This window comes from Tardiphaga sp. GW822-FHT04G09, assembly GCF_058800725.1.
This window is the reverse complement of record NZ_JBXAMO010000001.1, coordinates 110,529-135,372: the sequence shown is the minus strand read 5'-3', so window position 1 is coordinate 135,372 and position 24,844 is coordinate 110,529. Positions and strand designations below refer to the sequence as shown.

The following is a 24,844-nucleotide window of genomic DNA, read 5'->3' as shown; positions in this document are numbered from 1 at the left end:
TGATCGGTCTTGCCGTGCTGTTGAGCAAGTCATTTAGGAATTTTAACTTATTGTACTGTGTAGCGTTACGGGCTACACGTCCTTGCGGCTGCCCTCTTGGTACAGGGGCAAGAACCCGCCCACGCGACCGCGGCGAACGGCACGTAGGGCGGGTGCTGGCTGCCTCTTTGGTTTTGAGGCGTGAACCAGCCACGCGACCGGAACCTCTCGCAGGGGGAAGGCGTGCGTGGCTTGTGCCGTTATCTATGAGAAAAAATGGAGAACTCAATGCCAAGCGGCGACGACATCCAGCACCCGGGAGTTCGCATTAAAGCTGAGGTCATCCCACCTAGAATGTCCGTCACGAAAGCGGCCCAACTGGCAGGTGTCGGACGCCCCGCACTCTCCAATTTGCTGAACGGCAACGCCGCATTGTCCGCGGAAATGGCCGCGCGGCTAGAAAAGGCCTTCAAAAAGCATTCGCGCGAAGAATTACTTGAGATGCAGGCAAAGTACGATGCTGCGCAGGCAAAAAAGAAGGAAGCTCCAGCGGCCGCAACAGCATACGTGCCGCCCTTTCTCAGCATTAAGGCCAACCAAATAGAGGCTTGGGCCACTCATAACATTCCAGCACGGACGCGACTCTCGGTTCTTCTGCGAACGCTGGCGCATTCGACTGGACGCGGGCTGGCAAAAGTAAATTTTCCAGGCAACGACGACGCCGAACGCCCGGGCTGGGATGGCTTCATTGAAACGAACGAAGCTACAACTTGGATACCAGCTGGACCATCTGGCTGGGAATTCGGCGTGAATGAGAATATCAAGGCCAAAGCCGACAAAGACTTCAAAAAGAGTACGAAGGCGACCGACGAAAAGGAACGCAGCGAGACAACCTTTGTCTTTGTAACTCCGCGCCGCTGGCCCGGCAAAGACGCCTGGGTAAAGGACGCTCAAGCAGAGAGGCACTGGAAAGATGTTCGTGCCTATGACGCAAGCGACCTTGAGCAGTGGATTGAGCAGTCCCTTCCGGGACAGGCTTGGTTTGCGAACGAGACCAACATTCCTGCAGACGATGTTCGCTCGCTGGACAAGTGCTGGGCTGATTGGGCGAACGTCGCGAGCCCGCCGTTAACAGGCGCCCTATTCAGTTCTGCAATTGAGGCGACCAAGCGGACGATGCTTTCGCATCTCTCCAAACCAGCAGACCGGCCAATCGTCATCGCTGCAGACTCCACCGAGGAAGCATTGGCGTTTCTGTCCCAAATATTTGGCGAACGTGGTGGCGACGATCTAGTCGCATACCGCGACAGGGTATTGGTGTTTGACAGGATCGGCGTGCTACCGCGACTGGCGCAAGGCGCGCAAACGTTTATCCCCGTTGCGTTTACAAGAGATGTTGAGCGCGAGCTCGGTCCTTACGCGCGATCAATGCACTCTATTGTGGTTTACCCACGCAACGCTGTGACTACCGAGCCAGATATCGTCCTGGAGCCTGCAAACTACGAGACCTTCAACAAGGCTCTCGAAGAGATGAGTAAAGACCGAGACGAAATCAAACGTCTCACCAATGAATCGGGCCGCTCTCTGACGGTGTTGCGCCGCCGTCTTGCGACGGTTGACGCTGTGCGAATCCCGCACTGGGCAGAAAACCATAAGACGGCAATGAGCCTCATACCGTTTTTGTTCGTCGGCGCATGGCAAAGCACGAACGAAGCTGATCGTCTCGGACTCTCATTACTTGCGAATGACGCCCTGTATGAGCAACTCGAAAAAGAGCTTCAAAGCTTAGTTCAGCTTAATGATTCGCCGGTCTGGTCGATTGGCACTTATCGCGGTGTCATATCAAAGATTGATCTTCTTTACGCCATTGCGAAAGTAGTTACGGCTAATGACTTGAAACGTTACTTCGAGGTGGCCAGCATGGTCCTCGGAGAGGACGATCCGAGCCTGGACCTCGAAGAAGACAAGCGGTGGGCAGCGGCCATTCACGGCAAGACCCGTGAATTCTCGGGCGCGTTCCGCGAGGGCATATCCGAGACGCTAGTTCTGCTGGCGATCCATGGCGAACACCTTTTCAGGAGGCGCCTTGGGATTGATCCGGAGCGAGAGGCGTTACTTGTTGTGCGTGAGCTGCTACGGACGCCGCTGACAACCCGCATACTGGAAGCGAATGATCGCGATCTCCCCACATATGCAGAGGCAGTGCCCGAAGAATTTCTGTCTATTCTCGAGCGCGATTTGAAATCCGACGAGCCCGCGTTGCTCGGCCTGCTACGTCCCGCGGATACAGGCATATTTGGACGCAGCCCCAGTCGTACTGGGCTGCTCTGGGCTCTGGAGGGACTGTCTTGGAACCCTCAGACATTACCACGAGCTGCGTTTATTTTAGCTCGACTTTCACAGGTTGAAATCAACGACAACTGGGTGAACAAACCGACCAACTCCTTGGAGTCTATATTCAGCGCATGGATGCCGCAGACAGCAGCTGACCACGATACGCGCGTGCGTTTGATGAAGACCCTTGCACAGCGATTTCCAGATGTTGCCTGGAAAATATGCGTAGCCCAGTTTGGCGATAGCCATCGCGTCGGACATTATAGCCATAAGCCACGCTGGCGTCCGGATGGATATGGCTTCGGCGAGCCATTCCCCACATGGGGACCAATTCTCGACTTCAAGCGCGAGATGATAGAGATGGCGCTGAGTTGGAAAGAGCATTCGTTAAATACACTTAGTGACCTCATAGCTCGACTTAGAGACCTATCAAATGAACACCAAGCATGCGTGTGGTCGCTCGTCGAGACATGGGCAAATGATAAAGCGAGCGATACAGATAAAGCCTTAATGCGCGAGAAAATCCGCGTTTCTACACTATCTCGTCGCGCAGCGCTTCGATCGAAGAAAGACATCAAAGCGGCTGCTCTGGTTACCGCCGCCAAGGCCGCCTATGCCGCTCTCGAGCCGACCGACGTTCTCAACAAATATAGCTGGCTCTTCCGGGACACTTGGGTTGATGAGTCTGCGGAAGAAATCGAAGACATTCAAAATATGGATTACGCCAAACGCGGTGAACGTATTCAAAAAATGCGTGCCGACGCTCTATCCGACGTATTTGCGCAGCGTGGAATGGCCGGGCTGATTGAGCTTTCTGAACGTGGAAAAGCGTCTTGGCAGATCGGTGCTCTCGTGGCTGTAGGCAACTTTTTCACTGAGACGCAGCTTGTAGAACTGTTGCGCTTAGCTTTAAAGCCAATTTTGGAAGGCAAGGAAAGTGTCCATTCGTTTAAGAATCTCATCGCTGGAGCAACCGCGGCAATTTCGGATGACGAGAGACGGGCACGTGTCATGCATGCAGTTGCAGCGAGCCAGACTGACGAAGATACGGCGAGCCTTCTTGTCCTCGCTCCTTTCTCTAGCAGTACTTGGAAGCTCGTAGATTTGCTTGGTATGGAAGGACAGAGAAAATATTGGAACGATGTGGCGGCCGACTGGAACCCCCACTCCGATACCGAAAATAACGAAGCTGTAGAGCGCTTGCTAAAGGCAAAGCGACCTCGCGCCGCGTTTGCCTGCATCCGCCTTGAGCCACAGAAGATCGATGCACAAGTTCTATATCGTCTATTGTCCGACATGGCTGCGGGTGGCGACGACAAGCCCAGCGAGTATAGGCTCGAGCACTACCACATTGAAGCAGCGTTCAAGCATTTGAACTCCAGCGCCGTGCTAACATTAGATCAGAAAGCTGGCCTGGAGTTTGCATTCATAGACGTGTTAGCGCGCATGTGGGACAACCGCCCGGACAGTTACGGTGTCCCAAATCTCGAACAGTATATCGAATTGCATCCCGAGCTTTTCGTGCAGGCTGTCGTTTGGACGTACAAGAGAAAAGACGGCGCGACTGACCCGATCGAGTTCCAGGTGCCGGATGGTCGCGTGAAAGACATGGCTGAGCGCGGCTATAAACTGCTCGAAGCGATGAACCGAATTCCCGGCCATGACGATCTCGGCGATCTAAGGGCCGACCGGCTGGCCAAGTGGATTACTACTGTGCGGGAGGCAAGTGCCGACTTAGGCCGCGCGAATGTCGCTGACCAATGCATTGGCAAAATGCTGGCGAACGCACCAGTCGGCAAAGATGGTCTTTGGCCATGTGAGCCGGTACGAGATGTGATGGAAGAGATCCAATCCGAAGAGATGATGCAAGGCGCACATACCGGAGTTTTCAACTCGCGGGGAGTTGTCTGGCGCGGCGAAGGCGGCGATCAGGAAAGAGAGCTGGCGGAGAAATATCGCAAATGGGGTCTAGCGCTTCAATCGTCGCATCCGTTTGTTGCGTCGAAGCTTCTCATGGGGCTTGCAAGCACTTACGACCGTCAAGCTAGTAACGAAGACACCGAAGCTAGCATTAGACGTCGACTCCCATAGTCACTTCGCCCTCAATCTATACGGTCGCGCCAAGCCGCCGCGCTGCGCGTCGACCTCTCCCCCACCGGGGAGAAGGTCGACGATCGCGCGCTCCCTACCCCTCCTTGAACCCATATTCCGGCACATTGCCCGTCGCGCCGTAATACTTGTAGGGCAGGAACTTGCCGGACATCGTGATCTGCACGCGGTCGCCCTTGGGATTGGCGATGCGCTGCATCACCATGTCGAAATCGATCGCCGACATGATGCCGTCGCCGAATTCCTCCTCGATCAGCGCCTTCCAGGCCGGGCCGTTCACCATCACCATCTCGTAGAAGCGATAGATCAGGGGATCCTGCGGCGGCATCTGCACGTTTTCGGCGCGCATCGGGATCTCGTTGAGCATCGCAGTCTCGCTCTTCGAGAGGCCGAACAGCTCGCCGGCATTGGCCGCCTGCGGCTTGGTCAGCTTCATGTTGCCGAGAATGGCGCCGACGATCAGCACTTCGCTGTAGCCGCCGATCTGCTCGCAGATATATTTCCAGGTCCATTCCTTCTCGCGCTTGATGTCGAGCAGCTTTTCGGTGAGGTCGGATCGCAGCATGATGGTTCTCCTTCGGTCTTGAGGCTTCGGGTGACGCGGCTAGCGCGTCGCGCTGTGAAGAGACGGCATCACCGATGTTTCAGTGAGTGGCGCCTCGGGGAATGCGGGCCGGACCACCGGCACATGGCGCGGGTCGTGGTGCGGCGTGGTGGCGGTGAAACTCTTGCTGCGCGTCACCAGGAAATCGATGATGTGGTTGCGCAGCGCGTAATAATGCGGGTGCTTGTGCAGATCGATGCGCGAGCGATCCCGCGGCAGCGGGTTCTCGACGATCTCCGCCAGCACGGCGCCGGGGCCGTTGGTCATCAGGAAGATCTTGTCGGCGAGATACATGGCCTCGTCCACGTCATGGGTGATCATGAAGGTGGTCTGGCCGGTCTCCAGCGTCACGCGCCGCACCTCGTCCTGCAGCGTCCCCCGCGTCAGCGCGTCGAGCGCCGAGAACGGCTCGTCCATCAGCATGATCTTCGGCGTGATCGACAGCGCGCGCGCGATGCCGACGCGCTGCTTCATGCCGCCGGACAGTTCCGATGGCCGCTTGTGCTCGCTGCCCGTGAGGCCGACCTTGTCGATATAGGTCTGCGCATGGGCGCGGACTTTTTGTTTGTCCCACTTGCGCCATTTCGACGACACCGCATAGGCAATGTTGCCCATGACCGTCAGCCACGGCAGCAGCGCGTGGCTCTGGAAGATCACCGCGCGGTCGAGGCTGGTGCCGGATATCGCCTGGCCGTCGACGATGACGGTGCCTTCACTGGGCTCATCGAGCCCGGCGAGGATGTTCAGCACCGTGGTCTTGCCGCAGCCGGAATGGCCGATGATGCAGCCGAATTCGCCCGATGGCATCGACAGCCAGAGGTCCTCGAAGATCGTGGTGGCGCCGTTGCCTGATGACGCCGGATAGCGCTTGGCGATGCCTTCGATGGAGATGAATTTGGTCGTCATCGCATTCACTCCGGAAACGTGACCATGCGGGTGAAGCGTGCGAGGATCTGGTCGAGCAGCATGCCGACCAAACCGATAAGTAAAATAGCTATTATAACATTTGTAATCGATAAATTATTCCATTCGTTCCAGACGAAGTAACCGATCCCCGTCCCGCCCACGAGCATCTCCGCTGCGACGATCACCAGCCAGGCGATGCCGATGGAGATGCGCATGCCGGTGAGAATGGTCGGTGCTGCTGCAGGAAGAATGACCGTGAAGGCGCGGCGGAAGGTGCCGACTTCCAGCGTACGCGCCACATTGATCCATTCCTTGCGCACGGCGGCGACGCCGAAGGCGGTGTTGAGCAGCATCGGCCACACCGAGCAGATGAAGATCACGAAGATCGCCGACAGCGAGGAGTCCTTGATCGTGTAGAGCGCGAGCGGCATCCAGGCCAAAGGCGAGATCGGCTTCAGCACCTGGATGAAGGGATCGAGCGCCTTGTTCATCAGCGGCGACATGCCGATCAGGAAGCCGAGCGGGATCGCGACGATGACAGCGATGAGATAGCCGAGCCCGACGCGGCCGATCGAGTAAGCGAGCTGGATGCCGAGGCCCTTGTCGTTCGGCCCGTTGTCGTAGAATGGCCGCTTGAGATGGTCCCAGAGTTTGGCGCCGACATCGAGCGGGCCCGGCATGGCGGATTTGCCCTGCGTGGCTGTGATGCCCATCAGCCTGGCGTATTCGGGCGACATGGTGGTGGTCGCCGCCGTCGAACGCGTGGCGAGATGCCAGACGCCGATGAAGGCGAGGAAGATCGCGATGGACACGACGGCAGCGCGGAAGCGAAGGGAGAAGGTCATGTGTGGTCTCCACCCTCCCCTAGAGGGGGAGGTCGGCTGCGAAGCAGCCGGGGTGGGGTGACAGCGGCGCGGCCCTCACCCCCTCCCGACGATACTTCGTATCGTCGACCTCCCCCCTCAAGGGGGAGGTGAAGAATCCAGCGCGCGCCATCGTTTACATCGCCTTCCTGATCTTGAAACTCGCCAGATATTCCTTCGGCTTTTCGGGATCGAAGGTCTTGCCCATCACGGCGAACGACTTGTAGGCGGTCGCCGGCGGCGTGAGGCCCATCTCCTTCATCACCTTGGCGGTATCAGTGGCGAGATAGATCTGTTCGGCGACGCCCTTGTAGTCCACATCGCCCTTGATCTGGCCCCAGCGCTGCATCTGGGTCATCATCCACACGGCGAAGGACTGCCAGGGGAACGGATCGAAATCGACGCGCTTCGCGTCAGTCTTGATGCCGCCGAGACCATCCGCATAGGTGCCGGTGAGCACCTGTTCCAGCACCACCGGCGGCGCGTTGAGATAAGCGGCCGGCGCGATGGCCTCGGCGATCGACTTGCGGTTCTCCGCCTTGGACGCATAGGCGGTGGCATCGACGATGGCGCGGGTCAGCGCGGCGAAGGAATTCGGCGACGTGGTGATGAATTCGCGGCTCGCCGCAAACGAACAGCACGGATGGCCGTCCCAGATTTCCTTCGACAGGATATGCATGAAGCCGACGCCGTCATAGATCGCGCGCTGGCAGATATTGTCGGGCGCGAGGAAGCCATCGATATTGTCGGCGCGCAGATTGGCGACCATTTCCGGCGGCGGCACCGAGCGGATCTGGATATCGGTGTCGGGATCGATGCCGTGCTCGGCGAGATAGTAGCGCAACAGATAGTTGTGCATCGAATAGTCGAAGGGGACGGCGAGCTTGAAGCCCTTCCAGTCCTTCGGGTCGCGCTTGTCCTTGTGCTTCATGGCCAGCGTGATGCCCTGGCCGTTGATGTTCTCGATCGCCGGCACCGTATAGGGGATCGGCTGCGAGCCGAGGCCCAGCGAGATCGCGATCGGCATCGGCGCCAGCATATGCGCGGCGTCATATTCCTTGTTGATGGTCTTGTCGCGGATCACGGCCCAGCCGGCGGTCTTCACCACGTCGACATTGAGGCCCTGCTTCTTATAGAAGCCGAGCGGATCGGCCATGATGATCGGCGTCGCGCAGGTGATCGGAATGAAGCCGACCTTGAGATCGGTCTTTTCCAGCTTGCCCGCGCCCTGCGCGAACACTTCAGTGGCGGTCTTGATCGGAAAGAACTGCGACAGCGCCGCCAGCGCGCTGGACGCACCGACCGACTTCAGGAACGCGCGGCGCGCGATCTCCTTCGGAAACACCGCGCGCATCACCGCCGAGGCGACAACGCCCTCGTAGCGCTTGTCCTCACTCTCGGGAATGTCGCAGCGAAGCTGCAGCGTGGCCTCATGCTCGGACTGGCTGGCGTGCTGGCCGCAGCTGCAGGCGCCAGTGCGCAAGCGGCGGGCGGGATCGAACGGATTGTCGAATGTGGACATGTGACCTCCTCGGTGACGCTGGGCTCAATGACGCAAGGAGTGTGCCAGCCCGGCGCGCGCTGGAATGTCCAATCGCCGCAGGCATTTCGGTCCTTCATTGGCGATTACGAAAATTCGTGCTACACGGAAATTCGTAGGATGATTACGAATTTTCGGAGTTTCACCGATGGATGTGGCAACGGCCCAGCCGCCTGATTTGCGCACCATCGCCTTCGATTATTCGGTCGAGCCGACGCTGCTGCTCGATCCCCATGCCGACCAGATCATCGACGCCAATCCCGCCGCCTGCACCCTGCTCGGCTATGACCGCGCGCTGCTGCGCCAGATCAAGATCAGCGCGCTGCATGCGGGCCAGTTGCCGGCGCTGATCGTGTTCACCCAGGCGGTGCTGGCCAAGGGCTCCTACTGGACCAACACGCTGACGCCGCGCCACGCCACCGGCGAAGCGTTGCAGCTCGAATATGCGGGATCGCTGGTGCCGCAGGGCGAGCGCAGTCTGCTGCTGCTTACCATGAGCGATCTCGAACAGCGCCGCCGCCGACATGTGGACGCCGCCGCCGAGGATCACATGCGCGGCGGCATTGCCGCGTGGCAGCGCGTCGAGCGGGTGTTTCAGGACATCGAACGCGAGAACCAGTTGATCCTGCGCGCGGCGGGCGAAGGCATCTACGGCGTCAATGCCGATGGCAAGACCACCTTCGTCAATCCCGCCGCCGAGCGCATGCTGGGCTGGACCGCGGACGAACTCGTCGGCAAGGAAATCCACCCCATCGTGCATCACAGCCATCACGACGGCAGCCACTATCCCGATCACGACTGCCCGATCTATGCCGCGTTTCGCGACGGCGCCGTGCACAATGTCGACAACGAAGTGTTCTGGCGCAAGGACGGCACGCCGGTCTGGGTCGAATACACCTCCACCCCGATCCGCGACCGCCACATGGTGGTCGGCGCCGTCATCGTGTTTCGCGATGTCAGCCAGCGCCGCGAGGCCGATGAAAAGCTGCATGCCGCGCTGGCAGAAGTCGATCGCCTGCGCGAGCGTCTCGAACTGGAAAACGCCTATCTGCAGGAGGAAATCCGCATCGAGACCAATCCGCGCGGCATCATCGGCCAGTCTGAGGCGATCCAGAAAACGCTGCGGCAGGTCAAGCTGGTGGCGCCGACCACGGCCGCGGTGATGATCACCGGCGAGTCCGGCACCGGCAAGGAACTGATCGCGCGCGCGATCCACGAAGCGTCGGGCCGCCGCGACCGGCCGCTGATCCGCGTCAATTGCGCGGCGATCCCGCGCGAATTGTTCGAGAGCGAATTCTTCGGCCATGTGCGCGGCGCCTTCACCGGCGCGGTGCGCGACCGCATCGGGCGCTTCCAGCTCGCCGATGGCGGCACGCTGTTTCTCGACGAGGTCGGCGAGATCCCGCTGGAGCTGCAGGGCAAGCTGCTGCGCGTGTTGCAGGAGGGCAATTTCGAGCGCGTCGGCGAGGAGCGCACCCGCTCCGTCGGTGTCCGCGTCATCGCCGCCACCAACCGCAACCTGAAACAGGAAGTGGCGCGCGGGCGTTTTCGCGAGGACCTGTATTTCCGGCTCAACGTGTTTCCCGTGGAATCGGTGCCGCTGCGCGACCGGCGCGAGGACATTCCCCTGCTGGCGCAGCACTTCCTGCTCAGCGAGCGGCTGCAGTCGGACCTGCGGCTATCCGAGGGCGATGCGCGAAAACTGTCGCGCTACGACTGGCCGGGCAATGTGCGCGAGTTGCAGAACGTCATCGAGCGCGCGGTGATCCTGGCGCAGAACGGCCGGCTGCGGATCGACCTGCCCGATGCGCCCGGCCCGCACCATGCCGCAGGCGCGCATCGCGTGAAGTCCGACGCCCGGCCGGCGGTGATGACCTCAGCCGAACTGCGCGATCACGAACGCAGCAACATCCTCGCGGCGCTTGCCGCGACATCCGGCAAGGTGTTCGGCCCCGGCGGCGCGGCCGAACTGCTCGACATGAAGCCGACCACGCTGGCGTCGCGGATGAAGGTGCTGGGGATCGAGGCGGGGCGCGGACGGGCTGGCTGACACTCAGCCGAGAGGGCGCACCGGCCGTGCGTCCTTCTCCCGCTCCCGTGCGAAGCGAAGCTTCGCTTCGCGCGGGGCGGAGAGAGGTTAAGTGAAGCCCCGCTTGCAACCTCCGCGATTGGGCATATAATCCGCTTCATGGCACATCCCCTCAATCCTCTTTTCAACAACCGGCCCCGCGTCAGCGACGCATACGACGAGCCCGTGCTGCGCCTTCGGATCACGCCTGATGTTGATGACGGACCGCCGCCAATGCTCGGCGGCCGCCCGAAGGGCTGCAAGCGGCTGCACACCAATGCCACGGTGGCGGCGGTGCGCCGCCTGATCGAGGAGACCACGCTGACCCACGCGCAGATCGCGGCGCGGACCGGCGTCAGCAAGCACAGCGTGATGCGCTGGGCGCGCGACGGCGGCTGGCAGCGTCACCCGCTTGCGCCCCGCGCCAGCGACACGGTGCCGACCGCCCGCGCCTCGCGCCGGCTGAAGCTGCGCATGCTGGAAGGCAAGCTGCAGGCGCTGGCCGAGCGCTGCGTCACTGAGCTGTGGAACAGCCCGACGGTCGATCTCGACCGGCTGATCCAGGCCATGCAGGTGGTGAAGATGGCGCGGCTGGAAGCCATGGGCAACCGCCGCCCGCGCCGCCGCGCCGATTCCCCGGCGCGCACCGGCCAGGACTGGATCGACCGCGACGCGGCCATCCGCAAGGCGCTGTGGCAGATGCGCTGCGGCGGCGTCAAGATCGACCGCATCCCCGACGAGGCGATGGCCCTGCTGGAAGACGCGCATACGCCGCGCGAGCGGGATCACCCGGCGCTGCGGCCGCGGGGGCCGCGGCGGAGGGTGTAGGGGCTGGGGGATTGATGCAGAGGAATCGACAATGACCGAACAGCGTTTCGACAGTGTCTGGGACGCTCTTGAAAACACGCCGGCAGAAGCCGCCAACATGAGGGCGCGCTCCGGCCTGATGATCGCTATCCGCGATGCGGTGGACGGCTGGAAGGTGACGCAAGCCGAAGCAGCGAAACGGCTCGGCGTGACACAGCCGCGCATGAACGACCTGCTGCGCGGGCGGATCGACAAGTTCAGCTTGGACGCGCTGATGATCCTGGCGACGGAAGCGGGACTCGTCGTCGAGTGGCGGGTCAGCAAACCGGCGGCGTGACCCGGGCTGCGCAAAGGCTCGCCCGCCCCAAGTGGCCGTATGGGCGCTGCGGCGGCGTCAATATCGACCGAATCCCCGATGAAGCGATGGCGTTGCTGGAAGACGCGCATACGCCGCGCGAGCGGGACAATCCGGCGTTCCGGCCGCGGGGACCGAGACGGAGAGTGTAGGCTCTGGTACGGGTGAACGCCTCCTGCGAGTCGATATGCATCGAAGGATAGATACTTGCGACATGCAATTACCGCGAGTATCCACTCTTTATTGCATTACCGCGATGGCTCAAAACACATGACCGGTGCATCCCACCCCCGATCTTCCATTGATCGAACATTCCGCGACTTATCTGACGAAGAGGTCGCCGATATCGAAAAAGCCAGCGTGCTCTCGCGAATTGGCTGGAGAGGCGCTTTCGGTTGGGATGAAGTTCTTCAATCAGACCGCATTTTGGTTGTATCCGAGGCAGGCGTAGGGAAAACTTACGAGTGCCAAGAGCAGCAAAAGCGACTCTGGGCCAATGGCGAACCGGCCTTTTTTCTAGATCTCGCGACCCTTGCTTTGAGCACCGTCCGCGAGATGTTGGGGAACGAAGAAGAGCAACGTTTCGACGCCTGGCTACGATCCCAATCCGAGATCGCGACTTTCTTTTTGGATTCGTTTGATGAACTGAAGCTAACTCTTGGAAAGTTCGATCAAGCTCTCAAGCGCCTAAATAAGGCACTCGCAGGACAGCTTGGCCGAGCGAAAATCATAATCACGACTCGCCCTGTTCCAATTGATCGAGAGCTAATCGTCCGACATCTACCAATCCCGCCTAAGGAAAGCGCAGCGCCTACGGCTGAAGCCTTCGCTGACATTCTGATGGACCGTGAGCGTAAGACCTCGGACAACACTGGGCCCAAAGCCTGGCGCAATGTCGGCTTGATGCCGCTGTCACGCGAGCAGATGCACGCATTCGCGATGCTCCAAGGTGTCTCAGACCCCAATGCGCTCCTCGCCGACATCCGGCAACGCGACGCTGAGGAGTTCGCTGAACGACCACAAGACTTGCTCGAATTGTGCTCGGACTGGCGTGAGCATCACCGCATCCGATCACATCGTGAGCAGGTCGAGACCAACATCGCGACAAAATTGAAACCAAGCACCGAGCGCAAGGAAAGAACTGAGCTGTCGCAGGGAGCTGCAACTGAGGGAGCCGGCCGGCTAGCACTGGCCGCCATGTTGACGCGCAAGCTTACACTGCGACACAGCGCTGACGTGGATAGTGTTCTCGCGAGCGAGGCAGCGCTTGATGTATCAAAAATCTTGCAGGATTGGAGTGCTGAGGCCCGATCCACGTTGTTGGAGCGCCCCCTATTTGGCTTTGCCAGCTACGGGCGGGTTCGCTTTCACCATCGATCCGTAGTCGAAGTTCTTGCAGCGAAGCGATTAGATGCGCTGCTCGGGCGCGGCGTCTCGATCAAATCAATCAAGCGGCTATTGTTCACCGAGACTGCCCAAGGCACTCCAACCGTCAGACCATCCATGCGCCCTGTCGCCGCATGGCTCTCGCTTTCACAAGACACCATTTTTGATGATATTGTTGCCATCGATCCCGCGGTCGTCTTGGACCATGGAGATCCGCAGTCGCTGCGACCAACACAACGGATCAGGGCGCTAAACGCCTATGCAGCTCGTTACGGCAGCGGCGGGTGGCGCGGCTTACGGATACCACGTATCCAAGTGCATCGTTTTGCATCGCATGAACTCACAGACACCGTTAAAAGCCTCTGGGATCAAGGAATCGAAAATCCAGAGGTCCGCGATCTTCTGCTAAATATTATCGCCGCAGGCAAACTTACTGAATGTTCTGACATCGCCTACGCAGCGGCGATGGATAGCGAACGCCCCCATCGCGAGCGCGACCTTGCAATCGACGCCCTGTTGGAACTGAATGACTCGCGCCTTGACCTACTCTCCACAACGATTGCAACAGATTCTGTTCTATGGCCGAACACCTTGGCACGCCAGGCACTACTGAGCTTGTTTCCCAAATACATGCCTATTGAGCGACTGTTGCAGATACTTCGGCGTGTGAAAGAAAAGCCACGCAGCGTTGGCGACTTAACTTTTCGACTGCCGCGTGAGATCGAGGTCACAGAGCTTCTACCAGACTATCTTGATCAGCTGCGCCAAGGAATTACAGACATACTTCTTGAGGGCATAACGTGGGCGCAAGATAAGGTTCCGCACCTACGGACAACGCGACCTGACCTGATACCTGCGCTTATTGCCGCCTGCCAACGGCAGGCAACAGTAGATATCAGGACCGCGGCATGGACGACCTCAAGCCTGCTCGCGATCCGCCTTTCGGACGACCATTACAGCGAGCGAAATTCCTTGGCTGGATTGCGACAAGCGCTTGCAGAGCTTCCCGCAGACGCCCGCGAAGCTGCTTTCTGGCAAGAAGACGCTTTTCTCGCGCAGCTGCACCAATTCAGAGACTCGTGGCACCGCGTCCACAATGTTTCGTATCAATGCGGCATTCAGTTGAGTGACGAAAAGGATTCTGCTTGGGTCCGGAAGCGGCTTGCCAAACAAGACGAGCCCCTCGAGCATCGGGAGATGATGCTGTGGAGTGAAATGCTCCTCCTCAACAACGCCACGACAGATCCCCGAGAACTTCTTGAATCTCTCAAACCACTCGTCTTAGATGCCCCGTCCCTCACGACGATCATCGACAACCGCCTGAAGCCGCACGAGAGCAGCGCCGAAACGCGCAAAATTAGGGCGGCAAACGACGAGCGCACAAAACAAATTGAACGACGCACGGCGAAGGCGCATGCGAGCTGGGTGTCCTTTTGGCACGAGATTGCGCAAGACCCCGACGCAGCATTCGCCGCGGATCGGGCAGAGCAAACCGCCTGGGACCTATGGCAGGCCGTTGAGCGATCCGGCCGTGAGAGCCGCGCCGCCGGATGGAACCGACGCTTTATTGAGGAACAATTTGGAAAGGAAGTTGCCGACCGGCTTCGCGAAATTATGAAGGCCGCATGGCGGAAGTATACACCCACACTCCGCAGCGAACGCCCTGAAGGCGAGCGAAACACCTTCCTAGTCAAATGGCAGTTCGGACTTGCGGGGATCGCCGCGGAGGCCGAAAATCCTAACTGGGCTAGACGAATTACCGATCAAGAAGCGGAGCTGGCGTGCCGCTATGCCCCAATGGAGTTGAACGGCTTTCCGTCATGGCTTGAAAGTCTTGCCATCGAACATCCGGCTGCAATTGATCGAGTGCTTGGGAAAGAACTAAGCCTTTCTCTACACGAGCTCACGAGCGCCGACGCCTACTCGATGTTCTTGCAGAACGTCAGCCACGCCTCCGCAATCGTATCAACGCTGTTCATTCCTCGAATTCGTAGCTGGCTATTAGAAATTGCGCAGACTGATACGGAACAGAGCCGCCCCCACCCAGAGCACAATCTCCGTCAAGCAGTCCAAATCCTCGTCAAAAATGGAACCGATGACGATCGCCTGTTTATCGAGAAGACGGCGCAGCATTACTTGGCCGACGGCGTCACGTCTAACTTCGCCAACGTGTGGTTGCCCGCTCTGCTCTATCTTAAACCATCCGCCGGCGTTGAGGCTCTTGAGAATGGCCTCAAAGAGAGCGCCGCATCAAAAGATGGGCTGGGTGTCCAGTTATTCGCGAAGCTATTCAACACTGACTATGGCGGCGTCACCGTCGATCTCCGAGCGCCCGGCTTTACGCCATCGCTCTTACTTAAAATTCTCCGACTTTCCTATCGGCATGTTCGCATCGATGACGACGCTCATCACGAGGGCTCCTATTCACCCGACACACGAGACAATGCAGAGAAAGCACGCAATGCCATTCTCAGCGCCTTGTTCGCTACAACAGGCGCTGACGGATGGTCGGCGAAGATCGAAATGGCTAACGACCCTTTGTTCGAACACATCAAGGGTCGGACGATAGCCTTGGCTGAAGAAGTTGCCGCCGAAGAAGCGGACAACGGTGCCGTCTCGGAAGCTGAATTTGTTGCTTTAGATAAGACCGGCGAGACACCTCCAAAGACGCGCGAGGCGATGTTCATGCTCATGCGAGATCGTCTCAGTGATATAGACGACCTCCTGCTTCAAGATATTTCGCCGCGCGAGCTATGGGCCAGCATCGGCGATGAACACGTCATGCGACGGGAGATAGCGCGCGCTTTACAAGTCACCGCCAGCCACAGCTACACAATCGACCAAGAGGCAGTGACCGCGGACGAGAAGGAAACCGACATCAGATTCAGATCGACCGGCTCTAATCAGCAAGGAACGATTGAATTGAAGCTTGGAGATCAGAGGTCGGGAAATGACCTATTCAATACCCTTCACGATCAACTACTGACAAAATATATGGCAGCAGATGACTGCCGTGCGGGCTGCCTTCTCGTAACGATTGCACGAGAGCGAGAATGGCAGCACCCGAAGACTGGAAAGATGATCGACTTTGAGGAACTAATAGCCGTGCTTGACGACGAGGCTCAGCGTCTTTCCTTAGAGCTTGGCGGCACGGTGAAGCTCATGGCGAAGGGACTCAACCTCCGGCCTCGTCTCAAGAAAGAGAACGCTTGACGCCTGCTTCAGCGACACAAACGGGTCGCTCGCGGCATCGTGCTTGCGCGTGCTACGCGCCGCCACCTCACTCCTCCTTGTGCCTATATTGCGGCGAGCACACTCCGGAACGACGAGAGTTTTGCTAAGCACCAAACAACCCATTCAGCTCCCCGCCCTTCGCGCCCTGCGCAAAGGCCGTGACGTTCCCTTCCCGGCGATCTCCTGCGCCGCCCCCATGAATCCCGCCCAGGCCACGCGCGCCTGCGCGCCGCCGGCGCTGATGCGGCGGACGCCGGGGCTGGCGAGATGCTGCACGCTCAACTGCTCATATACCGGTCCGGCAGCATCCGCTCATGGAGCACCCGGACGACCTCGATGATCCCAGCGCCTTGCGCGCGATAGAAGATCACATGGACGGGGTGACCGACCGGCGCCTCACGACTGTCGCTGCGGCTGTGGCGGATGTGATAGCTGCGCAGGCCGGCGAACAGATCGCTGCAATCGACGCTCGCAGGTGAAGCCGGATCGGCTGCGATCCGCCGCAGCGCCGCCGTCAGCAGCGCGCGATAGCGTAGCCGCGCGTCAGCACCATGCATGGTTTCACTGGTGCGCAGGACCGCCGCAATATCCGCCTTCGCCGGTTCGGAGAGGCGATAGCGCGCCACGGTTTACGGTGCGTGCGTGGCGAGGTCGTCCAGAGCGGCATCGAGATCGGCGTCGTCAACCTCGGTGAAACGGCCGGTCTCCAGCGCGGCGAGCCCGGCCTGAAGTTGCGTGCGCAGCAGATCGAGCTTCAGTTCGTCAGCCTGGATGCGATGCTGCAGGCCGCGCACGGCGTCACGCATCGCCTCGGAGGCATTCTCATATTTACCCGCTCGGACAACCTCCTCGACAAAGGCGTCCTGCTCGTCCGTCAGATGGATGTTGCGCGTCGGCATGGCCACATCTCCGCTGAGCTGAAAAGTACCGCAATCGGCCATTTTTGCCAATGCTAGGCGCCAAACAGCTTGTTCAGCTCCCCGCCTTTCGCACCCTGCGCAAAGGCGGTGAACGTCCCCTTCCCGGCGATCTCCTGCGCCGCCTGCATGAACCCCGCCCAGGCCACGCGCGCGAGCGCGCCGCCGACGCTGATGCGGCGGACGCCGAGGCTGGCGAGATGCGCCACGGTCATGGTCGGCTGCACGGTGAGCACATTGAGCGGCTTGGGACCGATCGCCTTCACCAGCGTGGTGATCTCCTCGTCCGTGGCCACGCCCGGCGCATAGAGGCAATCGGCGCCGGCCTCCGCAAAGGCCATGAGCCGCGCCGTGGTCTTCTTGAGGTCGCGCTCGCCATGCAGAAAGCCTTCGCAGCGCGCCACCAGCATCACCGACGGATCGACGCTGTCGATGGCGGCGCGGGCGGCCTTGATGCGCTCCACCGCGAGCGTGTCGTCATAGAGCGGCTTGTCGGGTTTGCCGGTGGAGTTCTCGATGGACAGGCCGGCGATGCCGCTCTTCACCGCGCGGGCGACATTGGCGGCGACGCCTGCGGGGTCATCGGCAAAACCGTTCTCGAAGTCGGCATTCACAGGCAGATCGGTGGCGGCGGAGAGATCAGCGAGATGTTCGATGACATCATCGGCGGTGACCTTGTTGTCGGGGCGGCCGGTGGACCAGGCATAGCCGGCAGACGTCGAGGCCAGCGCCTTGAAGCCGAGATGCGCGAGATAGCGGGCACTGCCGACATCCCAGGGATTGGGCAGCACAAAGCAGCCGGACTCGTGGAGCTTGCGGAAATTGGCGCGCTTCTCGGCGGTGGAGATGGTCATTCATCGTCTCCCGTTGTTTCGACCGCCGCGTTGATCGCGGCTGGTCACATCGTTCGTAGCCCGGATCGCGCGAAGCGCCACCCGATTTCGGGTCATCCCTGCCCCGGCATTCCGCTCGCGAGCAACGCCTCCAGCCGCGCCAGCTCCGCCGCAATGTCTGATGTCACGTCATCCGCCCGCATCGCGATCACGCGGTAGCCGCGCTCTTGCAGCCAAGTCTGCCGGGCGGCGCGGTCGCTGACAATCACCTCGGTCTCGCCGGCATTGACCAGCTCGATGGCGATCCGCTCCGGGAAGGAGACGAAATCCGGGATGTGGCGGCCGACCGGGGTCTGGCGCTTGAACTGGCCGGCGAAGCGGCGGTCGGCGCGCAGCTGGTCCCACAGCAGGCGTTCGGCATCGGTGGGATTGCGGCGGAGCAGCCGGGCGAGCCCGCGCACCGTGCCGCTCTCATGCGGCTGCGCACCCTTCCCATGTTCGGCCAGCAGCGCCCGCAGCCGGGTCGCCTGTTCGCCGTCCAGGACGCCGCCCTTGGCCGGGCCCTTGCGGCCCTCGGCGATGGCCATCACCACCCCGTGCAGCGTGTGCATGTCCTGCTTGGTCGGTTCCATCCGGGTGAAGATGTTGCGCAGGTTGACCAGCATGGTGTCGCGCTTTTCCGGCGGGCGCAGGAACTCGACCTTGTCGAGCTCGCCGACGAGGTTGTCGAAAAAGGCCGTCATCTGGTGCTGGGAGGCCGGCTCGGAGCGCTCCGGCATCGCATAGGGCAGCGCGTTGGAGGTGGCCTGCTTGAACCACTCATAGCCGCAGAGCAGCACCGCCTGGGCGAGGTTGAGCGAGGCGAAGGCCGGGTTCACCGGGAAGGTGATGATCCGGTTGGCCAGCGCGACCTCCTCGTTCTGCAGGCCGTAACGCTCCCGGCCGAACATGATGCCGGCGGTGGCGCCCGTCGCCACATGGGCGATGGTCTCGGCGGCGGCCGCCTCGGGAGCGACCACCGGCTTGGCTTGGTCATGGGCACGGGCGGTGGTGGCGAACAGCAAGGTGCAGTCGGCCACCGCCTGCTCGACGGTGTCGAACAGCTCGACCTTCTCGAGAATATGGTCGGCGCCGGAGGCGGCACGGCGGGCATGGACATTGGGCCAGCCGTCGCGCGGGTTGACGATGCGCAGCCGGGTCAGGCCGAAATTGCCCATGGCGCGCGCGCACATGCCGATATTCTCGCCGAGCTGCGGTTCGACGAGGATGACGACGGGGCCGACGAGATCGGTATGCGCCTTGGTCGAGTCGGTGCCTGAACCGGACATGCACTTCACTTTCTGATTCAATCTCTGAAGGTGTTGAATCATCCCGTGAAGGTTTTGATTCAACACCTCATCCGGGCTCCCTGCCGATCGCCGCATTGTTCAGCGATACAAGGGACTTAGCCGGGCATCTGGATGCGAATAACCCGTTCACCGGGGCTATCTGCGATGCAGCCCTACGACGAATTGCCGGCGGATGCCAGACGCGGTCTGCCTGCCGCCTGACAATCCGGATGAAGGCGAGTTCCCGGCCATGCGCTCGTGAGTTGCCGGTCATGGCAGGGGGCGGGTAATATGCCCCTCCCGCGAATGACCTTGCAGCCTTCATGCCCCAGCTTATCCTCAGCGTTCACTCCGGCGTCCATGACGCCGCCGCCGCCATTTTCGAAGATTACGAGCTGAAGGCGGCCGTCGCGCTGGAGCGACTGACCCGGCGCAAGAGCGATGGCAGCACGCACCCCGATGCGGCCATCGACGAGGTGCTGTCGATCGCCGGCGCCACCCGGCGCGATGTCGACGTCGTCGCCACCAGCCGCGCGATGTTTCCCAAGGCCTATTTCCCGCGGCTCGGTGGCCTGCGCTGGCTGCACGAGCAGTATCGCAGCCGGGTCGGCAAGGACCGCCTGCTGCTCGGCGCCGAGCAGCATCGCTACCGCGCGCAGCGGGCAGAGGAGGTCTTCGATGCCGCGGCATGGCGGCGCGACGGCGGTTTCCGCGACGACGCCGCGGTCCATTTCTACAACCACCACGAAGCGCATGCGCTGCCCACCTTGTTCTACAGCCCGTGGCCGGATGCCCTGCTGGTGACGGCCGATGGCGGCGGCGACAATGTCAATTACAGCTACCGGCACTTCGCCGACCACCGCCTGACGACGGTGTACGGCGACGACGAGTGCCTGTTCCTGCCAAATCCCGTCGACAGCCTGGGCCGCGCCTATAGCGCGGCGACCAAGGCGCTCGGATTTCGCCCCAACCGGCACGAGGGCAAGCTGACCGGGCTCGCGGCCATGGGGAAACCGACCGCGGCCGATACGATCGCCGGGTATTTTTCGGTCGCCCCGGACGGACGCATCCAGTCCAGCTTTCGCAGCTATCACCAGATGAACGCCTTGATGCGCCGGCTGGCCAAACAGGCCGGCCGGGAGGATTTTGCGGCGTCGATCCAGAAGGTGCTGGAAGACACTATGCTGCTGTCGCTGCAGCGCCTGTTGCAGCGGCATCCGGCGCGACATCTCGGCCTGTCCGGCGGCGTGTTCGCCAACGTCAAGCTCAACCGCCTGCTGGCGGAGCAATTGCCGATCGATGAATTGTTCATTTTCCCGGCGATGGGCGACGACGGCCTGCCGATCGGCGGCGCGCTGTCTTACCTGTTAGAGCGCGACGGCCTGGCGTCCTGGCTGGGCCACCGCCGCGATCTCGGGACTGTTTATCTCGGCCGCGATTTTCAGGCCGGGCTCGACGCCGGCATCGCCGCCACGCCGGGGATTCGCCGGGTCGACGAGGCGCCGGTCGCGGGCGCGGTGACGCGGCTGGTGGCGGGCGAAATCGGCGCGATCTATAACGGCCGGATGGAATACGGCCCCCGCGCGCTGGGCGCCCGGACCATCCTCGCCAATCCGGCGCGGCGCGGCACCCACGACCTCCTGAACGAACGGCTGAGCCGGTCCGAATTCATGCCCTTCGCCCCGGTCATCACGGCTGAGCGTGCCGCGGACGTGTTCGACGTCAATCCCGTCAATGCGCGGGCCTGCCGCTACATGACCATCGCCTGCGATGTGAGGCCGGAATGGCGGGACCGCATCCCCGCGGTGGTCCATGTCGATGGATCCGCGCGGCCGCAGGTGATCGCGCGCCCGGACAATCCGCTCTATTATGACATTGTCGCGGGGTTTGCAGAGGCCAGCGGCTTGCCGGTGCTGGTCAATACCAGCTTCAATGTGCATGAGGAGCCCATCGTCAACAGCCCGGCCGAGGCGCTGCGGGCGCTGCTCGACGGGCGGATCGACTTCCTGGTGACCACGGGCGGCCTGTACCGGCGCGACGCGGCGTAGGGCACCGCGGCGCAGGCTGCATTTTGAGCAAAAACAGCCTGCGTTTTGGGCTGGAAATTGCGCCGAAACTGCATGACCCCCCGGCTTTCGCCGGGTCCGGCGCGGTGCTATAGCCCCCCTACAAATCACCCCTCCCGCAACGCGCTAAAGGCCCGATCTCCCATGGCAAAAATCAAGGTAACCAACCCCGTCGTCGAACTCGACGGCGACGAGATGACCCGGATCATCTGGCAGTACATCAAGGACAAGCTGATCAACCCCTTCCTTGACGTCAACCTGATGTATTTCGACCTCGGGATGGAATACCGCGACAAGACCGACGATCAGGTCACCATCGACGCCGCTCACGCGATCAAGAAATACGGCGTCGGCGTGAAGTGCGCCACCATCACCCCCGATGAAGCGCGCGTGAAGGAATTCGGCCTCAAGCAGATGTGGAAGTCGCCGAACGGCACCATCCGCAACATCCTCGGCGGCGTGATCTTCCGCGAGCCGATCATCTGCAGCAACGTGCCGCGCCTGGTCCCCGGCTGGACCAAGCCGATCATCATCGGCCGTCACGCTTTCGGCGACCAGTACCGTGCGACCGACATCAAGTTCCCGGGCAAGGGCACGCTGACCATGAAGTTCGTCGGTGAAGACGGCACCGTGATCGAGCGCGAAGTGTTCCAGGCTCCGGGCGCCGGCGTTGCCATGAGCATGTACAACCTCGACGACTCGATCCGCGACTTCGCCCGCGCATCGCTGAACTACGGCCTGTCGCGCGGTGTTCCGGTCTACCTGTCGACCAAGAACACCATCCTCAAGGTCTATGACGGCCGCTTCAAGGACATCTTCCAGGAAATCTTTGACGCAGAATTCAAGACCAAGTTCGAAGCTGCGAAGATCACCTACGAGCATCGCCTGATCGACGACATGGTGGCTGCCGCCATGAAGTGGTCCGGTGGCTATGTCTGGGCCTGTAAGAACTACGACGGCGACGTGCAGTCCGACACCGTGGCCCAGGGCTACGGCTCGCTCGGCCTGATGACCTCGGTCTTGTTGACGCCGGACGGTTCGGTGGTGGAAGCCGAAGCTGCCCACGGCACCGTGACCCGCCACTATCGCGAGCACCAGAAGGGCAAGGAAACCTCGACCAACTCGATCGCGTCGATCTTCGCCTGGACCCAGGGCCTCGCCCATCGCGCCAAGCTCGACAACAATGCCGAACTGGCGAAGTTCGCCAAGACCCTCGAAAAGGTCTGCGTCGACACCGTCGAAGCCGGCTACATGACCAAGGACCTCGCGCTCCTGGTCGGCGCCGACCAGCGCTGGCTCTCGACCACGGGCTTCCTCGACAAGGTCGCGGAGAACCTGACCAAGGCGCTGGCGGCCTGATCTCCGCCCTCTCCTGACTACACCATCCGAAAGTCCGGGCTGCCTCAGGCACCCGGACTTTCTTTTGAGACGTTCCGTTTTCGAGGTGACCCATGACTGCGCCAAATCCCGCCGACGGCCATGACGATCCCCTGCTCTGGCTCGAGGAGATCGAGGGCGACAAGGCCGTGGCCTGGGTCGAGGCGCAGAATGCGCGCACCGATGGCTTTCTCTGCGACGATAACTACAGGCGCGACTTCGACGCGGTCATGAAGATCCTCAATGCCGACGATCGCATCCCGTTCGTCGGCAAGTCCGGCGAGCATCTCTATAATTTCTGGAAAGATGCGCAGCATCCGCGCGGATTGTGGCGTCGCACGACGCTGGAAAGCTACAAGACCGATGCCCCCGATTGGGACGTGCTGCTCGATATCGACGCGCTCAACAAAGCGGAAGGCATCTCCTGGGCCTTCGCAGGTGCTGCGCGTTCGCCGGACAAGACTCGCGCGCTGATCAGCCTGTCGTTCAACGGCACTGACGCCATCGAGGTTCGTGAGTTCGATATTCCCAGCAAGAGCTTCGTTGCCGACGGCTTTATCATTCCGAAGGCCAAGACGCAGGTGAGCTGGGTCGGTCAGGACACGCTGCTGCTCGGCAGTGCGCAGACGCCCGAGGACAGCACGGAGGCCGGCTATACCCGCACCGTACGCAAATGGACGCGCGGCACGCCACTGGCTGCGGCTGAAACCGTCTTCGAGGTCGAGAAGCAGGACGTCGCCGCCTGGTTCGGCGTCAACCGCCGACCAAGCCATGAAGGCGTGATGTACTGGCGCGCGCTGGATTTCACCCGCTCGCATATCTTCGTCGAGCGCAAGCATGGCCCGCATGCGGGAAAACGCCTGCGCCTCGAATTGCCGGAAGAGGTCTCGGTCTCGGCGGAAGCGGACGATCTCCTGATCAGCCCGAAGCAGGACTGGACCGTCGGCGACCAGACGATCCCGACCGGCGCACTCGCCGTCATCGACCTCGATCGTTTCCTGTCCGGTGCCCGCGATTTCGAGATCGTCTTCACGCCGACACCGACCCGGGCGCTGCAGTCATGGTCGGAGACCCGGCACGGCATCGTGCTCGAAATCCTCGACAACGTCCGCGGCCGCCTCGCGCTGCTGCAGCGGAGCGAAGCTGGCTGGCAAGAAGCGCCACTGCCCGGCCTGCCCGACAACGCTTCGATCTCGGCACAGAATTTCGGCGGCGAGGACGATCCGGATTTGGGGACCGATTTGCTTCTCACTGTCACCGGCTTCGACAGGCCGACCACCACGGCGCTGTGGAACGGCCAGGGCGCGCCCGAGCCGCTGAAGAGCTCGCCTGTTAATTTCGATCCCGAGGGCATCGAAGTACAGCAGCGCCATGCGGTGGCGGCGGACGGCACCAAGATCCCCTATTTCCTGATCGGCAAGAATCTTTCTGCCGGCGCCCCGCCCCGGCCGACGATACTCTATGGCTATGGCGGCTTCGAGATATCGCTGACGCCCGCCTATATGGGCATCGCCGGCAAACTGTGGCTCGAACAAGGTCATCTCTACGCCGTCGCCAATATCCGCGGTGGTGGTGAGTTCGGCCCGGCGTGGCATCTGGCTTCGCGCAAGATCACCAAGCATGTGGCCCATGACGACTTCGCGACTGTGGCGCGAGATCTCGCTGCGTCAGGTATAACGACGGCGCAGAAGCTCGCCTGCCACGGCGGCAGCAATGGCGGACTGCTGGTGGGGAACATGCTGACCCGCTATCCGGAATTGTTCGGCGCCGTCTGGTGCAGCGTGCCGCTGCTCGATATGGCGCGCTATACCAAGCTGCTCGCCGGCGCGAGCTGGATCGCCGAATATGGCGATCCCGAAATTCCCGACGAGTGGGCTTATCTGCAGAAATACTCGCCCTATCATCTCGCCGCGGCAGGCAAGACCTATCCGCCGATCTTCATCACCACCAACCGCACCGACGACCGCGTCCATCCCGGCCATGCCCGCAAGATGGCAGCGAAGCTCGAAGCGCTTGGCTATCCCGTCTGGTTCAATGAGACCGTGGCGGGTGGACACTCGGGCGCAGTGGACAATACCAAGCAGGCGCAGAGCCAGGCGTTGGGGTTTGCGTTTCTGCGGCGGACGATTTGCGGCTAA

16 protein-coding genes are annotated in these 24,844 nt (G+C 61.3%); 8 read left to right on the top strand and 8 right to left on the bottom strand.

Annotated elements, in window-relative coordinates; all coding sequences use genetic code 11:
• Positions 1-267 precede the first annotated feature (267 nt).
• Positions 268-4,404: a HigA family addiction module antitoxin gene (locus tag AC1RLZ_RS00510; protein ID WP_493187050.1), complete on the top strand. Its 4,137-nt coding sequence runs from the start codon at positions 268-270 to the stop codon at positions 4,402-4,404.
• 94 nt (positions 4,405-4,498) lie between these two features.
• On the opposite strand, the gene cynS is transcribed toward AC1RLZ_RS00510, so the two are convergent.
• The 4 genes from cynS to AC1RLZ_RS00490 all read right to left on the bottom strand — a co-directional run bounded on the left by cynS (position 4,499) and on the right by AC1RLZ_RS00490 (position 8,317).
• Positions 4,499-4,987 carry a cyanase gene (gene cynS, locus AC1RLZ_RS00505; protein WP_092146678.1) on the bottom strand — a complete coding sequence of 163 codons (489 nt, stop codon included), beginning with the start codon at positions 4,985-4,987 and terminating at the stop codon, positions 4,499-4,501.
• A 39-nt stretch (positions 4,988-5,026) separates the two neighbouring features.
• A complete protein-coding gene (locus AC1RLZ_RS00500) occupies positions 5,027-5,932 on the bottom strand; it encodes an ABC transporter ATP-binding protein (protein WP_493187049.1) in 906 nt (301 codons plus the stop codon).
• A gap of 5 nt (positions 5,933-5,937) precedes the next feature.
• A complete protein-coding gene (gene ntrB, locus AC1RLZ_RS00495; RefSeq protein WP_493187048.1) occupies positions 5,938-6,777 on the bottom strand; it encodes a nitrate ABC transporter permease in 840 nt (279 codons plus the stop codon).
• A gap of 154 nt (positions 6,778-6,931) precedes the next feature.
• Complete coding sequence (locus AC1RLZ_RS00490) at positions 6,932-8,317, bottom strand: CmpA/NrtA family ABC transporter substrate-binding protein (protein ID WP_493187047.1); 1,386 nt, start codon at positions 8,315-8,317, stop codon at positions 6,932-6,934.
• Positions 8,318-8,483: 166 nt separating this feature from the next.
• Here AC1RLZ_RS00490 and AC1RLZ_RS00485 point away from each other — a divergent pair, with 166 nt between their 5' ends.
• From AC1RLZ_RS00485 to hyoA, 4 genes are all read left to right on the top strand, one after another.
• A complete protein-coding gene (locus tag AC1RLZ_RS00485) occupies positions 8,484-10,385 on the top strand; it encodes a sigma 54-interacting transcriptional regulator (RefSeq protein ID WP_493187046.1) in 1,902 nt (633 codons plus the stop codon).
• A 138-nt stretch (positions 10,386-10,523) separates the two neighbouring features.
• Positions 10,524-11,231 (top strand): hypothetical protein, encoded by a 708-nt coding sequence (locus AC1RLZ_RS00480; RefSeq protein ID WP_493187045.1) that lies wholly within the window; start codon positions 10,524-10,526, stop codon positions 11,229-11,231.
• 31 nt (positions 11,232-11,262) lie between these two features.
• Positions 11,263-11,547 (top strand): helix-turn-helix domain-containing protein, encoded by a 285-nt coding sequence (locus tag AC1RLZ_RS00475; RefSeq protein WP_493187044.1) that lies wholly within the window; start codon positions 11,263-11,265, stop codon positions 11,545-11,547.
• A gap of 225 nt (positions 11,548-11,772) precedes the next feature.
• A complete protein-coding gene (gene hyoA, locus AC1RLZ_RS00470) occupies positions 11,773-16,164 on the top strand; it encodes an NACHT domain-containing antiphage protein HyoA (protein ID WP_493187043.1) in 4,392 nt (1,463 codons plus the stop codon).
• 299 nt (positions 16,165-16,463) lie between these two features.
• On the opposite strand, the gene AC1RLZ_RS00465 is transcribed toward hyoA, so the two are convergent.
• The 4 genes from AC1RLZ_RS00465 to AC1RLZ_RS00450 form a co-directional block, all read right to left on the bottom strand.
• Complete coding sequence (locus AC1RLZ_RS00465; protein WP_493187042.1) at positions 16,464-16,811, bottom strand: type II toxin-antitoxin system RelE/ParE family toxin; 348 nt, start codon at positions 16,809-16,811, stop codon at positions 16,464-16,466.
• 3 nt (positions 16,812-16,814) lie between these two features.
• Positions 16,815-17,084, bottom strand: coding sequence for a type II toxin-antitoxin system ParD family antitoxin (locus AC1RLZ_RS00460; protein WP_493187041.1), 270 nt, complete (start codon positions 17,082-17,084; stop codon positions 16,815-16,817).
• A gap of 53 nt (positions 17,085-17,137) precedes the next feature.
• On the bottom strand, positions 17,138-17,956 hold the full coding sequence (locus tag AC1RLZ_RS00455; protein WP_493187040.1) for an isocitrate lyase/PEP mutase family protein: 819 nt from the start codon (positions 17,954-17,956) through the stop codon (positions 17,138-17,140).
• A gap of 92 nt (positions 17,957-18,048) precedes the next feature.
• Positions 18,049-19,263, bottom strand: a complete 1,215-nt coding sequence (locus AC1RLZ_RS00450; protein WP_493187039.1) for a TrmJ/YjtD family RNA methyltransferase — start codon at positions 19,261-19,263, stop codon at positions 18,049-18,051.
• A 323-nt stretch (positions 19,264-19,586) separates the two neighbouring features.
• Between AC1RLZ_RS00450 and AC1RLZ_RS00445 the strand changes: the two genes are divergently transcribed.
• The 3 genes from AC1RLZ_RS00445 (at position 19,587) to AC1RLZ_RS00435 (ending at position 24,844) form a co-directional block, all read left to right on the top strand.
• Positions 19,587-21,311, top strand: coding sequence for a carbamoyltransferase C-terminal domain-containing protein (locus AC1RLZ_RS00445; RefSeq protein WP_493187038.1), 1,725 nt, complete (start codon positions 19,587-19,589; stop codon positions 21,309-21,311).
• A 162-nt stretch (positions 21,312-21,473) separates the two neighbouring features.
• Positions 21,474-22,688 carry an NADP-dependent isocitrate dehydrogenase gene (locus tag AC1RLZ_RS00440; RefSeq protein ID WP_493187037.1) on the top strand — a complete coding sequence of 405 codons (1,215 nt, stop codon included), beginning with the start codon at positions 21,474-21,476 and terminating at the stop codon, positions 22,686-22,688.
• 92 nt (positions 22,689-22,780) lie between these two features.
• Positions 22,781-24,844: a prolyl oligopeptidase family serine peptidase gene (locus AC1RLZ_RS00435; protein ID WP_493187036.1), complete on the top strand. Its 2,064-nt coding sequence runs from the start codon at positions 22,781-22,783 to the stop codon at positions 24,842-24,844.

Bases quoted from the DNA above. Each gene is read 5' to 3' on its own strand.
- AC1RLZ_RS00475 (WP_493187044.1), top strand. From the start codon at position 11,263: ATGACCGAACAGCGTTTCGACAGTGTCTGGGACGCTCTTGAAAACACG.
- AC1RLZ_RS00490 (WP_493187047.1), bottom strand. From the start codon at position 8,317: ATGTCCACATTCGACAATCCGTTCGATCCCGCCCGCCGCTTGCGCACT.
- AC1RLZ_RS00445 (WP_493187038.1), top strand. From the start codon at position 19,587: ATGCCCCAGCTTATCCTCAGCGTTCACTCCGGCGTCCATGACGCCGCC.
- AC1RLZ_RS00450 (WP_493187039.1), bottom strand. From the start codon at position 19,263: ATGTCCGGTTCAGGCACCGACTCGACCAAGGCGCATACCGATCTCGTC.
- AC1RLZ_RS00480 (WP_493187045.1), top strand. From the start codon at position 10,524: ATGGCACATCCCCTCAATCCTCTTTTCAACAACCGGCCCCGCGTCAGC.
- cynS (WP_092146678.1), bottom strand. From the start codon at position 4,987: ATGCTGCGATCCGACCTCACCGAAAAGCTGCTCGACATCAAGCGCGAG.
- AC1RLZ_RS00500 (WP_493187049.1), bottom strand. From the start codon at position 5,932: ATGACGACCAAATTCATCTCCATCGAAGGCATCGCCAAGCGCTATCCG.
- AC1RLZ_RS00440 (WP_493187037.1), top strand. From the start codon at position 21,474: ATGGCAAAAATCAAGGTAACCAACCCCGTCGTCGAACTCGACGGCGAC.
- AC1RLZ_RS00485 (WP_493187046.1), top strand. From the start codon at position 8,484: ATGGATGTGGCAACGGCCCAGCCGCCTGATTTGCGCACCATCGCCTTC.
- AC1RLZ_RS00510 (WP_493187050.1), top strand. From the start codon at position 268: ATGCCAAGCGGCGACGACATCCAGCACCCGGGAGTTCGCATTAAAGCT.
- AC1RLZ_RS00435 (WP_493187036.1), top strand. From the start codon at position 22,781: ATGACTGCGCCAAATCCCGCCGACGGCCATGACGATCCCCTGCTCTGG.
- ntrB (WP_493187048.1), bottom strand. From the start codon at position 6,777: ATGACCTTCTCCCTTCGCTTCCGCGCTGCCGTCGTGTCCATCGCGATC.
- AC1RLZ_RS00455 (WP_493187040.1), bottom strand. From the start codon at position 17,956: ATGACCATCTCCACCGCCGAGAAGCGCGCCAATTTCCGCAAGCTCCAC.
- AC1RLZ_RS00460 (WP_493187041.1), bottom strand. From the start codon at position 17,084: ATGCCGACGCGCAACATCCATCTGACGGACGAGCAGGACGCCTTTGTC.